This window comes from Streptomyces sp. NPDC091682, assembly GCF_044756625.1.
Taxonomy (GTDB): Bacteria; Actinomycetota; Actinomycetes; order Streptomycetales; family Streptomycetaceae; genus Streptomyces.
In genome coordinates, this window is sequence record NZ_JBIVTH010000006.1 from 226,422 (window position 1) to 240,168 (window position 13,747).

The 13,747-nt window shown below is 72.3% G+C and carries 13 protein-coding genes; 6 read left to right on the forward strand and 7 right to left on the reverse strand.

Annotated features, from left to right (window positions below):
• The first annotated feature begins 8 nt into the window (after nt 1–8).
• Nucleotides 9–1,520, forward strand: coding sequence for an Asp-tRNA(Asn)/Glu-tRNA(Gln) amidotransferase subunit GatB (gatB, locus tag ACIQK6_RS16345; protein WP_329098905.1), 1,512 nt, complete (start codon nt 9–11; stop codon nt 1,518–1,520).
• Between the two features lie 121 nt (nt 1,521–1,641).
• Nucleotides 1,642–2,157 (forward strand): hypothetical protein, encoded by a 516-nt coding sequence (locus ACIQK6_RS16350; RefSeq protein WP_329098904.1) that lies wholly within the window; start codon nt 1,642–1,644, stop codon nt 2,155–2,157.
• Between the two features lie 8 nt (nt 2,158–2,165).
• Here ACIQK6_RS16350 and ACIQK6_RS16355 read toward each other — a convergent pair whose 3' ends face one another.
• The 4 genes from ACIQK6_RS16355 to ACIQK6_RS16370 all read right to left on the reverse strand — a co-directional run bounded on the left by ACIQK6_RS16355 (nt 2,166) and on the right by ACIQK6_RS16370 (nt 7,219).
• Nucleotides 2,166–2,399: a hypothetical protein gene (locus ACIQK6_RS16355; RefSeq protein WP_329098903.1), complete on the reverse strand. Its 234-nt coding sequence runs from the start codon at nt 2,397–2,399 to the stop codon at nt 2,166–2,168.
• A complete protein-coding gene (locus tag ACIQK6_RS16360) occupies nt 2,348–4,219 on the reverse strand; it encodes a protein kinase (RefSeq protein ID WP_402694980.1) in 1,872 nt (623 codons plus the stop codon). Before ACIQK6_RS16360 ends, ACIQK6_RS16355 begins: the two co-directional genes overlap by 52 nt.
• 244 nt (nt 4,220–4,463) lie before the next feature.
• On the reverse strand, nt 4,464–5,096 hold the full coding sequence (locus ACIQK6_RS16365) for a GNAT family N-acetyltransferase (protein WP_402694981.1): 633 nt from the start codon (nt 5,094–5,096) through the stop codon (nt 4,464–4,466).
• Nucleotides 5,093–7,219, reverse strand: a complete 2,127-nt coding sequence (locus tag ACIQK6_RS16370; protein WP_402695028.1) for a penicillin acylase family protein — start codon at nt 7,217–7,219, stop codon at nt 5,093–5,095. Before ACIQK6_RS16370 ends, ACIQK6_RS16365 begins: the two co-directional genes overlap by 4 nt.
• Nucleotides 7,220–7,409: 190 nt before the next feature.
• Here ACIQK6_RS16370 and ACIQK6_RS16375 point away from each other — a divergent pair, with 190 nt between their 5' ends.
• Nucleotides 7,410–8,144, forward strand: coding sequence for a siderophore-interacting protein (locus tag ACIQK6_RS16375; RefSeq protein ID WP_329098900.1), 735 nt, complete (start codon nt 7,410–7,412; stop codon nt 8,142–8,144).
• 120 nt (nt 8,145–8,264) lie between these two features.
• Here the strand turns inward: ACIQK6_RS16375 and ACIQK6_RS16380 are convergent, their stop codons facing one another.
• The 3 genes from ACIQK6_RS16380 to ACIQK6_RS16390 all read right to left on the reverse strand — a co-directional run bounded on the left by ACIQK6_RS16380 (nt 8,265) and on the right by ACIQK6_RS16390 (nt 10,145).
• Nucleotides 8,265–8,537, reverse strand: coding sequence for a hypothetical protein (locus ACIQK6_RS16380; protein WP_329098899.1), 273 nt, complete (start codon nt 8,535–8,537; stop codon nt 8,265–8,267).
• 206 nt (nt 8,538–8,743) lie between these two features.
• Nucleotides 8,744–9,244, reverse strand: coding sequence for a DinB family protein (locus ACIQK6_RS16385; RefSeq protein WP_329098898.1), 501 nt, complete (start codon nt 9,242–9,244; stop codon nt 8,744–8,746).
• Nucleotides 9,245–9,335: 91 nt separating this feature from the next.
• Nucleotides 9,336–10,145 carry a GNAT family N-acetyltransferase gene (locus tag ACIQK6_RS16390; protein ID WP_402694982.1) on the reverse strand — a complete coding sequence of 270 codons (810 nt, stop codon included), beginning with the start codon at nt 10,143–10,145 and terminating at the stop codon, nt 9,336–9,338.
• 53 nt (nt 10,146–10,198) lie between these two features.
• Between ACIQK6_RS16390 and ACIQK6_RS16395 the strand changes: the two genes are divergently transcribed.
• The 3 genes from ACIQK6_RS16395 to ACIQK6_RS16405 all read left to right on the forward strand — a co-directional run bounded on the left by ACIQK6_RS16395 (nt 10,199) and on the right by ACIQK6_RS16405 (nt 13,658).
• Entirely contained in the window at nt 10,199–10,606 is a 408-nt protein-coding gene (locus ACIQK6_RS16395) for a signal peptidase I (RefSeq protein ID WP_329098896.1), read from the forward strand.
• A gap of 208 nt (nt 10,607–10,814) precedes the next feature.
• Nucleotides 10,815–13,064 carry an MMPL family transporter gene (locus ACIQK6_RS16400; protein ID WP_402694983.1) on the forward strand — a complete coding sequence of 750 codons (2,250 nt, stop codon included), beginning with the start codon at nt 10,815–10,817 and terminating at the stop codon, nt 13,062–13,064.
• Between the two features lie 39 nt (nt 13,065–13,103).
• Nucleotides 13,104–13,658 (forward strand): GNAT family protein, encoded by a 555-nt coding sequence (locus ACIQK6_RS16405; protein ID WP_329098894.1) that lies wholly within the window; start codon nt 13,104–13,106, stop codon nt 13,656–13,658.
• Nucleotides 13,659–13,747 lie beyond the last annotated feature (89 nt).

Consider the following 13,747-nt stretch of genomic DNA (forward strand, 5'->3'; position numbering starts at 1 on the left):
GTTTCACCGTGACCACCTTCACCGAACTGCTCTCGTACGAGGACGCTCTCGCCTCGTACGACCCCGTCATGGGCCTTGAGGTCCATGTCGAGCTCGGCACCAAGACCAAGATGTTCTGCGGCTGCTCCACCGAGCTGGGCGCGGAGCCCAACTCGCAGACCTGCCCGACCTGCCTCGGTCTGCCCGGCTCCCTGCCGGTCGTCAACGCGATCGGCGTCGAGTCCGCCATCAAGATCGGCCTCGCGCTGAACTGCGAGATCGCCGAGTGGTGCCGCTTCGCCCGGAAGAACTACTTCTATCCGGACATGCCGAAGAACTTCCAGACCTCCCAGTACGACGAGCCCATCGCCTTCAACGGCTACCTGGACGTCCAGCTGGAGGACGGCGAGATCTTCCGCGTGGAGATCGAGCGCGCCCACATGGAGGAGGACACCGGCAAGTCGCTGCACGTCGGCGGCGCCACCGGCCGCATCCACGGCGCGTCCCACTCCCTGCTGGACTACAACCGCGCCGGCATCCCGCTCATCGAGATCGTCACCAAGCCCATCGAGGGCGCGGGCGAGCGGGCCCCCGAGGTCGCCAAGGCGTACGTCGCCGAGCTGCGCGAGGTCATCAAGGCGCTCGGCGTCTCCGAGGCCCGCATGGACAAGGGCCAGATGCGCTGTGACGTGAACCTGTCGCTGCGCCCGACCCCCGAGTCCGAGTTCGGCACCCGCTCGGAGACGAAGAACGTCAACTCCCTGCGTTCCGTCGAGCGCGCGGCCCGCTTCGAGATCCAGCGCCACGCGGCGGTGCTCTCGTCGGGCGGTTCGATCGTGCAGGAGACCCGGCACTTCCACGAGGAGGACGGCTCCACCACGGCCGGCCGCATCAAGGACAACGCCGAGGACTACCGGTACTTCCCGGAGCCCGACCTGGTCCCCGTCGCCCCGGCCCGCGACTGGGTCGAGGAGCTGCGCGGCGGTCTGCCCGAGATGCCGCGCGTGCGCCGCAACCGGCTCCGCGAGGAGTGGGGCGTCAGCGAGCACGACATGCAGTCGATCCTCAACGCGGGTGCGGTGGACTCCATCGTCGCCACGATCGAGGCCGGCGCCGACTCGACCGCCGCGCGCAAGTGGTGGATGGGCGAGCTGGCCCGCAACGCCAACGAGCAGGGCGTCGTCGTCGACGAGCTGCCGATCACCCCGGTCCAGGTGGCCCGGGTCGCGGCCCTGGTCGCCGACGGTTCGCTCAACGACAAGCTGGCCCGCAAGGTCCTCGAAGGCGTCCTCGCCGGTGAGGGCACCCCGGACGAGGTCGTCGAGCAGCGCGGCCTGAAGGTCGTCTCGGACGAGGGCGCGCTCGGCGCGGCCGTGGACGAGGCCATCGCGGGCAACGCGGCCATCGCCGACAAGATCCGCGGCGGCAAGATCGCCGCTGTCGGCGCCCTGGTCGGAGCGGTCATGAAGACCACCCGCGGCCAGGCCGACGCCGCGCGCGTCAAGGAGCTCATCCTGGAGCGCCTGGGCGTCTCGGAGTAATCCTGTTCACGTACGGCGGCCCCGCACCGAATCTCCCGGTGCGGGGCCGCCGTCGTTCAGACTGGGTACGGGGTGATCGCGTACGACGGGCGCGCGGTCGGTGGAATCGGGGGGTGCGCCGGTGGAGATCGGTGCGATGGTCATCGCGGTGGCGGGCGTAGCGGGCACGCTGGGCGGCGCGCTGCTCACCCAGCGGGGAGCGGAGCGCGCGAAGCGCCGTGAGATCGAGCTCGTGCGCGCCCACGAGGAGAGGCGCGAGAACCGGGCGCTGCGGCGCACGTGTTACGCGGACCTCAACCGGGACGCCCGGCAATTCACCACCGCACTCAACCAGCACCTGCACACCTTGCGGGAACGCGTGGTCGCGGACGCCGACCGGGCCGCGCTCGACGCCGCGAAGAACGCCTTCCGCGACCGGTACTCCGAGGCGCAGATGATCGCCCCCGACCCGGTCCTCGCGCTCGCGACGGTGGTCCACCACGCCCTGACCGCCGTCTACGGGCAGGTCAAACGCCTGGAGCGGGGCGCACCGGAGGCGGGGGAGTCGATGGAGTCGGCGGTGGAGGCGCAGCAGGGGATCTGGGACCCGCTCCGGGAGATGAGGGCGGCCATGCGCGTCGACCTCGGCGTGGGCTGAGGCCCGGATCAGTCCCGGGCCGGCTTCGGGAACCCCGATTCCCATACGACGGCCGGCAGGGTGCCGTGCACGATCGGTTCCTTCGGCAGCGAGAGCCCGAAGAACCGCTCGATGACCCCCAGCGCCGTCCGGTGCACCTCGCGGTCGTCCAGCTCCTCGTCCGGGAGCCCGGCGGCGCAGGCCGCTGTCGTCAGCGCTTGAGGACCGGGGCGGCGATGACGGCGTTGCCGTCGTTGCGGCAACTCTCCTCCACCTTCAGACGCAGCCGCAGGGCCCCCTTGATGTCCAGGGACTTGGTGATCGGCTTGCCCAGGTGGACCGCCTCGGAGAAGAGGGCGGGCTTGTCGTCCACGGAGATGCTCACGCGGGCCTGTTCCATGGTCGAGCCGTCGTCGACGCCCACGGTGAACTCCAGCGCGGACCAGGCGCGGTTCACGTCGTACTCGATCGTCGCTCCGTAGTAGCAGCTGCCGAGGAGGGCGGCTCCGTACTCCTTCGTGTTCAGCTTGGCGGAGCCGACTTCGAAGTGCCGGACCGCTCCGACCGACGACAGCACGGTCAGATCGGCCACGTTGCTGTCCTTCACCGAACCCGGCGTTCCGGGGCTCGACGAGGCCTCCGCCGTGGCGGATCCCCCGGGAGCGGCCTCGGAGGGTGCGGGGTCGGCGGATTCGGTCGCCCGCGCCGACGGCGCGGAGGCCGACGCCGACGCCGACGGCGCGCTCGTCCCGCCGGGCTTCTCGCCCCCCGCGGAGTTCTCCTTGTCCTTGTCGCCCAGGAGCCGTACGCCGACGACGGCGAGGGAGGCCAGCACCAGCACGGCGGCCACCGAGCCGAGGACCAGACCGGTCCGCCGCCGCTTGGCGGGACGCGTCGGCTCGGGGACGGGAGCGGCGGCCGGGGTCAGGTTGTAGGTGGGCCCGTACCCGGCGGGCACCTGGGCCTGCACCGGCTCCGGTTGCGGGCCGGGTCCGGGGACGGGCGCGGGTCCGGGGATCGGAGCCGTGGCCGGCTCCGGCTGTACGGGCTGTACGGACCGTGCCGTCGGGGCGTACACGGGCGGCGCCGCCACCGACGGCGCGGTGACGGGCTGCGGCGGGACCACCGGTGGCGGCGGGGCGGCCGGCCTTGGCGGAGCCTCCTGGGCGGCCCGCTGCGAGGTCGCGGTGGTCGTCGACACCACCGCACGGCGGATGTCCTTCATCCAGCCGGCCAGGTTCACCGGCCGCTTCCCCGGGTCGGCCGAGTAGATCGCGGTGATCCGCGCCCGCTGCTCGGCGTCCAGTACGGCGATCTGCGGCAGTGCGGTCAGTGCCCGTGCCAGCTGCTCGGGCGTGGCGGGCGGGGACTCCCCGCTCAGCAGGAAGTACGCGATCGCCCCGAAGGCGTACCGGTCCGTGCCCGGGGTCCGCTTGCCGTCGAAGACCTCGGGCGCCGCGTAGCCCGGGGTGAACCAGACCTCGGCCGTCTGGTGGTCGGCGGTCAGCTTGCTGAGGCCGAAGTCCACCAGGGTGGCCTGCCCGTACGCATCGACCATCACGTTGCCGGGGGAGAGGTCGCCGTGGACGACCTGGCGCCCGGACGGGGTGGCCTTCCCTGAATGCAGCCAGTCCAGGACGTCGGCGAGCTGCTCCAGGGTGCGCATCACCTCGCGCCGTTCGGCGGCGGTGGCCAGCGTCCGCTCGGCCCGCCAGTCCCGCAGGTCGAGCCCGTCCACGTGGTTCATGACGAGGACGAGCGCCCGCCCGCTCAGGGTCGAGGACTCCCCGGGCCGGTGGATCGGCGGTCCCTCGAAGTGCTCGCGCACGCCCACGACGCCGGGCCGGTGGACGAACCGCAGCAGCTCGGCCTGCTCGTTCCACTTCTGGCTGATCCGGTCGAAGACGTCCGGCGTGATGGTCGTCTTGGAGTCGAGCACTTTGACGACCACGGGCTCGGATCCGCCGGCGAGTTCGATCTCGGCGAGATAGAGCACGGCCTCCCCACCGCGTCCGATCGAGCGGAGCAGACGGTACCGGTCGGCCGCCGCGTCCGGACCGATGTGTAGGTTCTGACTGGTCAATGTCCCCCACCTCAAGGCGCTTTGAGAGGTCATCAGCTTCCAGCGGGGAAGCGCGCGGGGTCAATCGGAATCGGGAATCCCCGTCGGGGGTTCACCCTTCCACGGGCCGGCTCGCCGTCGGCGGGCCCTCGGTGACCGGTGGCGAACGCCCGGTGCCCGCACGTGCCGCCGGGCGCCCGACTCGCGCAACCTCCACATGGGCGGTTGTCGTTCGCCGGGCGCCCGATCGAAGGGGTGGCTGCGGTCAGTCTGCCGCCGGCGCGGTCGCCGGAGCGGTCGCCGGAGCGGTGAGGAAGGCCAACTGGGCCGGCTTGGCCGGGAGGTAGACCTCGGGCAGGTCGATCTCCGGGAGCACGACCTGCGGTCCGATGACGAAGCCGGTGCGCTCCATGAGCGAGATGGCCTTGGCGTTGCGGGTGTCCGGTTCGACGACCATGCGCCGCGCGGCGGCGTCGGAGAACACGAACGCGATGAAGACGGTCATCAGGGAGCCGGTGAAGCCGTGTTCGGCCGCCCCCGTGGTCGGGCCGATCAGCAGGTGCATCCCGACGTCGCCGGGCTGGACGTCGTAGCACTCGCTGACGCGGTCCTCGGCGCAGTCGTAGGTCTGGAACAGCGCGACCTGCTCGCCGTCCCGGCTCACCATGAAGGCGTGGTGGGTCGTACGGCGGTCGACGTCCTCGTAGATCTCCTGGACCAGTTCGCGGCTGGCCTCGCCCATGCCCCAGAAGCGCGCCCGCTCCTGGGTGACCCAGCTGTGGATCAGCGCGGAGTCGGCCGCAGGGTCGACGGGGGCGATGGTGACGGTGCCGAAGCCCTCGACGACCTGGGTGAACACGGGCTGTCCGACGGAGACGGCGGAGGGGCCGGGGGTCATATCGATTCCTTGGTGAGCTGGGCCCAGTCGGTGACGACGGGGACGAGTTCGCACCGTGCCCACAGGGGCAGCTGGTCGCGGTGGTGGGGTGCGCCGGTGACGCCGTCCGCACCCAGCGGTACCGCCCAGAGGCTGCCCTCGCGGCGGGCGAGGTCCCAGACGTAACGGGCCGCCGATGCGCGGGCGGTGAGGTCGGTGAAGCCGGGGACGGTGGAGGTGGCGTTCACGCAGTCGTGGTCACCGCCGAGGCCGGGCCACTGCGTGGGCTCCGTGTCGGGCACGGCCTGCCAGGGGGTGAGGCGGTGGACCTCCGACCAGGGGGTGTCGGGGGTCTCGGCCGCGGCCGTCTCCTCCAGGGCGGCCCGGACGTGCGCCGCCCGGTCGAGGCCGGGTACCAGGGAGGTGGTGAGCAGGCCCTCGAGGGCGTAGCCGATCCGCGGGACCAGGTACAGCCACGGGTGGAAGACCGCCGGGCCGGTGGGCGCCCCCCACAGCCCTTCGAAGACGGGGTCGGCGGCGAAGCGGCGTACGGTCGCGCTACGGAAGGCCGAGAAGACGGTGGCGTCGGTGCTGTCCGCCTCCATGTGCCGGTCCCAGGCCAGCAGTCGGGTCCGCAGGGCCTGCGCCGCCGGCGTCAGGTCCTCGAAGCCGGGCAGCAGTGCGAGCAGCGGCGCGGCCGAGGCCAGGTGCGTGTCCCGGTGTACGTCGGCCATCGCCTTCGGGGACCAGTCCGCGGAGCCGCTGAGCAGCTCGCGGATGCGGTCGGCGCGGTGCGGGGGCGCGAACTCCACGCCGAGCGGGGAGGCGATCCCGCGCGCGTTCGCCATCACGGCGAAGCCCTGCACCGGCTCCTCCGGGGTCGGGGCCCAGCCCTGCCAAGCGTGTTGCGGATCCCAGGCGGGCACGGGGCGCAGCCGGTTGGTGCGGTGGCGCAGCGGCACGGCGCCCGCGACCCGGTGCAGCAGGCCGCCCGCGGAGTCGGCGGCGTGGACGACGTTGACCGGCTCCGCCCAGCCGTCGAAGGCGCGGTCGATGTCGGCGACGGTACGGGCGCGCAGGAGCGCGGGGAGGGCGGCGAAGCCGAGGTCCAGGCGGACGCGCGGCGGGTAGCGCAGGGAGAGGGTCTGGGTGCTGCCGTCGGCGTGCGCCTCGGCATCGGGGTCGGCTCCGAGGTCGCCGTCCGCGTGGATGATCACGGGGCCGCGGGGGGTCTCCAGGACCTCCACCTCGACGTCGTCGCCGTCGGCCACGGTGATGGTCTCGGTGTGGCGGGAGACGGGCTCCCAGACGCCGTCCGCGCCGAGGGCCCAGGTGGCGCCGTCGTCATCGCGGCGCAACTGTTCGACGTACAGGTCCTGGTAGTCGGACATCGCGTTGGTGATCGCCCAGGCGGCGGTGCCGGTGTGCCCGAAGTGGCCGAGGCCCGGGACGCCGGGGACGGCGAGGCCCAGCACGTCGTAGTCGGGGCAGGCGAGGCGTATCTGCTGGTAGACGCCCGGGTCCTCGATGAAGCGGTGCGGGTCGCCCGCGATGATCGCCGAGCCGGTGGTGGTGCGGTCGCCCGGCACCAGCCAGCCGTTGCTGCCGGCGGTGCCGGGGCCGTCGGTGGCGAAGAGGGTGACGGCCTCGTCGCCGAGGGCGCCGGCCACGCGCTCGCGCCACAGTTTGGTGGCGAAACCGGCGAACAGGATGTGCGTGGCGATCCAGATGGCCAGCGGGACCCACGGCTCCCAGGGGGTGGGGGTCAGGCCCGTGCGCGCGAAGCGTTCGTCACGGGCGGCGCCGGCGGCGAGCCCGTCGTTGACGCCGTCCACGTACGCGCGCACCCAGGCGGCGGTGGCGGGGTCGTCGGCCTCCATGGCCTCGTAGCAGCGGCGGGCCGTGTCGGCCAGCCGGGACTGGCGGGCGAAGCGGTCCCAGGTGACGGCGTCCGCGCCGAGGAAGGAGGCGCTGGAGCCCTCGGAGCGGTGCCGTTCGACCTCCAGTTGCCAGGCGCGGTCGAAGGCGGTGACGCGGCCCTGGGCGTGGACGAGCTGGAGTTCGTCGGATGCGCGGAGGTGGGGGATGCCCCACCGGTCGCGGTGGACGCCGTAGGATTCTGGGGTCTCCGCAGGGGTGTCCACGGGCGTGGCTACGGGCGTGTCCGCGGCTGCTTCCGCGGCTGCTTCCACGGAGGGCTCGCCCCGGTTCGCTCCGTACGACCGGGCGTCGCCGCTCCCGCTGCTGGCACTGCTCACGCTGCTCACACTCTTCCCCGTCGCACGTTTAGGTTAGGCTGACCTAACTATAGGGGTGTTAGGGGAGGGGTTGGACATGGCCGTCGGCAAGGGCTGGGAGGGCGTGGTCCTCAAACTCATGCGGGGCAAGGACTTCACGTTCACGGTCACGGGAGCGGAAGACCTCACGGAGAACTACCGCCGCGTGAGCTTCACGGACGGCGGGCTGCTCGCGGCCGCCGGTGGATCGCTGCACCCGACGATGTGGGTACGCGTCTGGTTCCAGGGCGCCGGCAAGCCGCACCAGCGGGCGTACACGCTGGTGGACCCGGATCCGCAAGCGGGCACTTTCAGCTTCGAGTTCGCCCTGCACGACGGGGTCGCCAGTGCTTGGGCGCGCGGCGCGAAGGCGGGCGACACGGTCGAGGCCACCGTCCAGGGCACCGGATTCACGGCCCCGGCGCCGGCCCCGGAGCGGCTGCTCGTCATCGGGGACTCCGCGTCCCTCCCGGCGATCAACTCGCTGCTGGACACGTACCCGAAGACCCCGGCGACCATCTGGTTCGAGACGCAGCACGACTCGGACGAGCGGCTGCCGATGCGGGTGGAGCCCGGCCGGCACGACATCCGCCGGGTGCGGCGAGGCGGTACGGACCTGGTCGACCGGGTGCGCGCCGACCTTCCCGAGCTGGTCGGGGACGCGGAGGCGGCGTACGTCTGGCTGGCCTGCGACACGGTGACGACGCGCGCCCTGACGGCGTACCTGCGCAAGGAACTCGCGCTGCCCAAGCACCGGGTGAACGCGCTGGGCTACTGGCGGCCGGAGGCCTGAGGCGGCCCGTCGGCCACGTCGGCCCGTCGGCCTGTCAGCTCGTCGGCCTGTCAGCTCGTCGGCCCGTCGGCCCGTCCGGCACCAGGCGGTGCGGACGGGTCGCGGAGGCGGTCGGGCCGGCTACTCGGCGGACGCCTTGCAGGCGCTCACCGCGGTCCCGTTGGTCACACCGCCCTTGGTCAGCCCGCTCACGCACTGCTCCTGCTCGCCGGAGTACCCGGCGGAACACGCCGACCGGACGGACTGCGGGGCCTCGCCGCCCTGTAGCTCCCGCTCGACCTGGTTGATGCAGGCCGAGACGTCCGCGTGGGCGGCGGGGGCCGCGAAGGCCGCGCCACCGAGTACGAGGGTCAGGCCACTGAGAACACCTGCGATACGGGTCGACGTGCGCATGGGACGCACCTGCTCTCCGGGATCGTCGCGCGGCCCGGCTCCGCAGAGGTGCCGGATCCGCGCAGGAACATCGCCGAGCTCATGCGGCCGGGTTCCGGCCACAGGGCCCGGGTCCCCGGTCCGGACCGGCTCGGCAGGGAATCCCCTCCTCCGTCCGACGCTAGAGCAGCCTCCTGCCGCATGCACCCGCAGGAGGCTTTCCCCGGTCAGGCGCCGGTGGTGCCGTCGATCCCCTCACGGAGGAAGTCGGCGTGACCGTTGTGGCGGGCGTACTCGTGGATGAGGTGGAGCATCACCAGACGCAGCGAGGCCTCCTCCGCCCAGCTCGGCACGTACGCCGTCACGTCCAGTGACTCGGCCGCGGCCTCGATCCGGCGGGCGTGCGCGATCTCCTCCTGCCAGGCGGCGAACGCCTCCGCGCGGCTGGATCCCGAGGCGTCGTAGGCGGCCTGGAAGTCGTGGGTGTCCGACCACAGGTGCGGGAGGTCCTGGCCGTCGAGGACGCGGCGGAACCAGTGCCTTTCGACCTCGGCCATGTGCCGGACCAGCCCCAGCAGGGACAGCGTGGACGGGGGCATCGAGGCGCGGCGCAGCTGCTCGTCGCCGAGGCCCTCGCACTTCCAGGCGAGGGTGGCCCGGTGGTAGTCGAGGAAGGTCCGGAGGGTCTCGCGTTCGTCCCCGGTCAGGGGCGGGCTGATGCGTTCCATGACAGTGATCTTGCCCGCTGCCCCAGCGTCGGCATAGGGCAGACCCCCGGGCAGATCCCCGGGCAGATCCCCGGGCAGATCTCGCCCCGCGCTAGGAGGCGGCGGCGTCGGTCCACAGGTACGGCACCGTCACGCCCAGGACCCCGAAGCCGAGCCGCTCCAGGATCGGGCGGCTGTCGTCCGAGGCGTCGACCTGTAGGTAGGTGATGCCGAGCTCCGCCGCCAGGCGGGCGCGGTGGGCGACCAGCAGGCGGTAGATGCCCCGGCCGCGCCACCCGGGGATCGTGCCGCCGCCCCAGAGGCCCGCGAAGGCCAGCCCCGGCCGCATCTCCATCCGGGCCGCGCTCACCGGGGTCTCGCCCGCCATCGCGAGCACCGCGGCGATCGTCTCCGGCTGCTCCCGCAACGTGCTGAGCAGCTGTTCCCGGATCCGCGGCCGGTCCGTCCCGAAGGCCCCGGCGTGGACCTGCATCATCAGGTCGACGCCCTCCTCGTCCGTCACCACCCGAAGGGTGATTCCCTCCGGCGGCTCCACCGGCAGCTTCGCGAGCTCGGACACCAGGCCCACCATCAGGGTCTCGGGCGGCTCCGGCACGAAGCCCGCCGCCCGCAGCCGGTCCCCGAGGTCGGCGGGCCGGTCGTAGTCGTACAGCTTCCACTCGAACTCCGGACAGTCACGCCCCGCGAAGAACGCCACCTGCGCCGCGATCTCCGCGTCCGCCGTCCCCTCGTCGAGGTCCGACCAGAGCACCCCGTTCCACCCGAGCGCGGGCGCGACGTGCCGTACGACAGCACCCACCCGCTCCACCTTCGCCGGCGGGGCGTCCGCCTGCGCGCCTTCGCGCACTTCGGCATCGAAGCGGGCGCGCACCTTCATCAGTTCATCAAGATCGATCGTCATCGTCCCAGCTCACCAGTGTCGGGCGGGCGCCACAACTGCATTAGCCTCACCTCGTGAACCACGACTCCACCATCTACACCGGTAAGGCCACCCCCGACGCCGCCGCCGACCGCGGCTGGCTCCTCGGCCACTTCAAGGACCCCTCCGATCCCCGCCACAGCGAGGACGTGGAGATCAAGTGGGGTGTCCATCCGAAGGGCGACGAGCGGGAGCGGTGGGCGACCGCAGAGAAGCGCACCGCGCTGTTGGTGCTGATCAGCGGACGCTTCCGGCTGGAGTTCCCCGGGCGCACCGTCGTCCTCGCCGAGCAGGGGGACTACGTGCTCTGGGGGCGCGGCGTCGACCACTCCTGGTACGCGGAGGAGGACGCCGTCGTCCTCACCGTCCGGTGGCCCTCGATCCCGGGCTACCGGGTGGACGAGCCCGCAACCCAGCTGGAGGCCGGGTCCCCCGCACTGTGACGACCGGCCTGTGACGACCGCACTGTGACGATGCACACGAAAGGGGCCAACGATCACTGAACGCTGAGATCGTGGCGGTGTAGACCCGCTGCGCCGAGCCTTCCCGGGGTGATCCCCCGGTCCCCTCGGCCGGGCCTCCACGCGTTCATGCGTTCTTTGCGTCGGGCTGCCTCCCGGTAAAGATCCGAACCACCAGGGAGCACCTCCGTTGGCCGTAATCGCACGCTGGTGCATGCGCCACCGCCTCCTCGCCGTCCTGATCTGGTTGCTCGCGTTCGGCGGGACCGCGGCGGCCGCAGTGACCACCGGGTCGGCGTTCTCCAACGACTACGAGGTCCCCGGCACCGAGTCCGGCAGGGCGAACGCCCTCCTGCGCGAGGCCTTCCACGGCCAGGGCGGCGACACCGACACCATCGTGTGGCGGGCCCCGGACCGGCAGAACGTGCGCACCCCGGACATCGAGCAGCGCATGACCGCGGCACTGGAGGCCGTCGCCGGGCTCCCCGGCGTCGGATCGGTCGCCGGACCCTACGGCCCCGCCCCCGAGAGCGCCGCCCGGATCAGCCCCGACGGGCGCACCGCCTACGCGGTGGTGACCTTCGACCAGCAGGCCGACTCCGTACCCAAGGCCCAGGCCAGGGCGGTCGTCGACGCGGCGAAGAACCCCACCACGGAGGCCGGCGGTCTCCAGGTCGAACTGGGCGGTCGCGCCATCCAGCTCACCGAGGCCCCCACCGCGCACCTCGCCGAGGTCATCGGTGTGGCCGTCGCGGCCCTGGTCCTCTTCCTCGCCTTCGGCTCGCTCGCCGCGAGCCTGCTGCCCATTGCCACCGCCCTGGTCAGCGTGGGCACCGCCTATTTCGGCATCACCCTGCTCGGCCACGCGATGCCGGTCGCCGACTTCGCCCCGATGCTCGGCACCCTCATCGGCCTCGGCGTGGGCATCGACTACGCGCTGTTCATCGTCACCCGGCACCGCAAGGGGCTGGCGCGGGGCAGCACGGTCGAGGAGGCGGCCGCGAACGCCGTCGCCACCACCGGCCGGGCCGTCGTCTTCGCCGGTGCCACCGTCTGCATCGCACTGCTCGGCATGTTGGTGCTGCGGCTGAACTTCCTGAACGGCGTCGCGATAGCGGCCTCCGTGACGGTGGTCCTCACGGTCGCCGCCTCGGTCACCCTGCTGCCCGCCCTCCTCTCGTACATAGGCGTGCGCGCCCTCTCGCGCCGCGAGCGCCGCAAGCTCGCCGCCGAGGGGCCGCGCCCCGAGCAGACCTCCGGCTTCGCCGCCCGCTGGTCCGTCTTCGTCGAGCGACACCCCAAGCTGCTGGGTGCCGTCGCCACCGCGGTGATGCTGGTGCTCGCCCTGCCCACCCTCTCCCTCCACCTGGGCACGTCCGACCAGGGCAACAACCCGGCCACCTCCACCACCCGGCAGGCCTACGACCTGCTGGCGGAGGGCTTCGGCCCCGGAACCAACGGCCCGCTCACCGTCGTCGCCCGGTTGGACGGCGCCGGGGACCGGCTCGCCGTGGACCAGCTGGCGCAGGCACTGCGCACGACCGAGGGCGTCGCCTCCACCGGCCCCGCCGTCCTCAATCGCAGCGGCGACACCGCCGTACTGACCGTCGTTCCGGACTCCGCCCCGCAGTCCAGGGCCACGAGCGACCTCGTCGACAGGCTCCGCCAGGACGTCATCCCGGCCGCCGGACACGGCAACTCCATGGAGGTCCACGTCGGCGGTGTGACGGCCGCCTACGACGACTTCGCCGAGGTCATCATCGGAAAGCTGCCGCTCTTCGTCGGCGTGGTCATCGCCCTCGGTTGCGTGCTCCTGCTGCTGGCCTTCCGGTCCATCGGCATACCGCTCAAGGCGGCGGCCATGAACGTCGCCGCCGTCGCCTCTTCCTTCGGCGTCGTGGTCGCGATCTTCCAATGGGGCTGGGGCAGCGAACTGCTGGGCCTGGGCAGCGCGGGCCCCATCGAACCCTTCCTGCCCGTGATCATGGTGTCCGTCCTCTTCGGACTGTCGATGGACTATCAGGTCTTCCTCGTCAGCCGGATGTACGAGGAGTGGCTGGAGACCGGTGACAACCAGCGGGCCGTGCGCGTGGGCCTCGCCGAGACCAGCCGGGTCATCAATTCGGCGGCCGTCATCATGATCTCCGTATTCCTGGCCTTCGTGCTCAGCGGCGACCGGATCATCGCGATGTTCGGCATCGCGCTCGCCGCGGCCGTGGCCCTCGACGCCTTCGTGCTGCGCACCCTCCTCGTCCCGGCCCTGATGCACCTGCTCGGCGGGGCCAACTGGTGGCTGCCCGCCTGGCTCGACCGGCGCCTGCCCCGGATCAGCATCGAGCCCCCCGAACACCGCCCGCATGCGAGACTTCCGAAGCAGCGGCCCGCCGAGGACCTCGCCACGAGCGAGGACAACGCGGAGCCCGCCACCACCTCCCGGTGACCCGGCCACCCGCCGCCCGAGACCCAAGGAAGACCGAGCATGTTTTCGATAGACCTGGCTGACGACGCCCGGATGTTCCCGCTGGAGGCCCGGCACGCCCAGGAGTTCTTCGCGCACATCGAGCGGGGACGCGAGTTCATCGGGCAGTACGTCGGCTTCCCGGACCGGACCACCGACCTCGACTCCGCCCGGGCCCTGCTCGCCCAGTACGCGGTGACGGCGGGGGAGGACGGCGCCCGGTTCTTCGGTATCCGGCTTGACGGCACCCTGGTGGGCGGGGTCCTCTTCCGGACGTTCGAGGCGCACTACGGCAACTGCGAGATCGGCTGCTGGCTGGAGCCCGACGCGGCCGGCCGGGGCCTGGTCACCAAGGCCTGCCAGGTGCTGATCGACTACGCCTTCGGCGAGCGCGGCATGCACCGCGTCGAGTGGCACGCGGCCTCCGGCAACAAGAAGAGCCTCGCCGTGGCCGCGCGCCTCGGCATGACCCGCGAGGGCGTCATGCGGGAGAACTACCTCCACCGCGGAGTCCGCCAGGACACCGAGGTCTGGTCGATTCTCTCCCACGAGTGGGCCGCGACCCGGTCCACCTGAGCCTGCCCGGGGCCCCGTCCGGGCCGGCCCTGCTGCGGGCTCCGTCGACCGCGGGGCCCACCACGGCCGGAACCAGCGGATTCTCAGAA

Coding starts and splice junctions, on each gene's coding strand:
- ACIQK6_RS16365 (WP_402694981.1), bottom strand. CDS start 5,096: ATGACCCCCGGCCCCTCCGCCGTCTCCGTCGGACAGCCCGTGTTCACC.
- ACIQK6_RS16375 (WP_329098900.1), top strand. CDS start 7,410: ATGGCCGTCGGCAAGGGCTGGGAGGGCGTGGTCCTCAAACTCATGCGG.
- ACIQK6_RS16380 (WP_329098899.1), bottom strand. CDS start 8,537: ATGCGCACGTCGACCCGTATCGCAGGTGTTCTCAGTGGCCTGACCCTC.
- ACIQK6_RS16385 (WP_329098898.1), bottom strand. CDS start 9,244: ATGGAACGCATCAGCCCGCCCCTGACCGGGGACGAACGCGAGACCCTC.
- ACIQK6_RS16390 (WP_402694982.1), bottom strand. CDS start 10,145: ATGACGATCGATCTTGATGAACTGATGAAGGTGCGCGCCCGCTTCGAT.
- ACIQK6_RS16405 (WP_329098894.1), top strand. CDS start 13,104: ATGTTTTCGATAGACCTGGCTGACGACGCCCGGATGTTCCCGCTGGAG.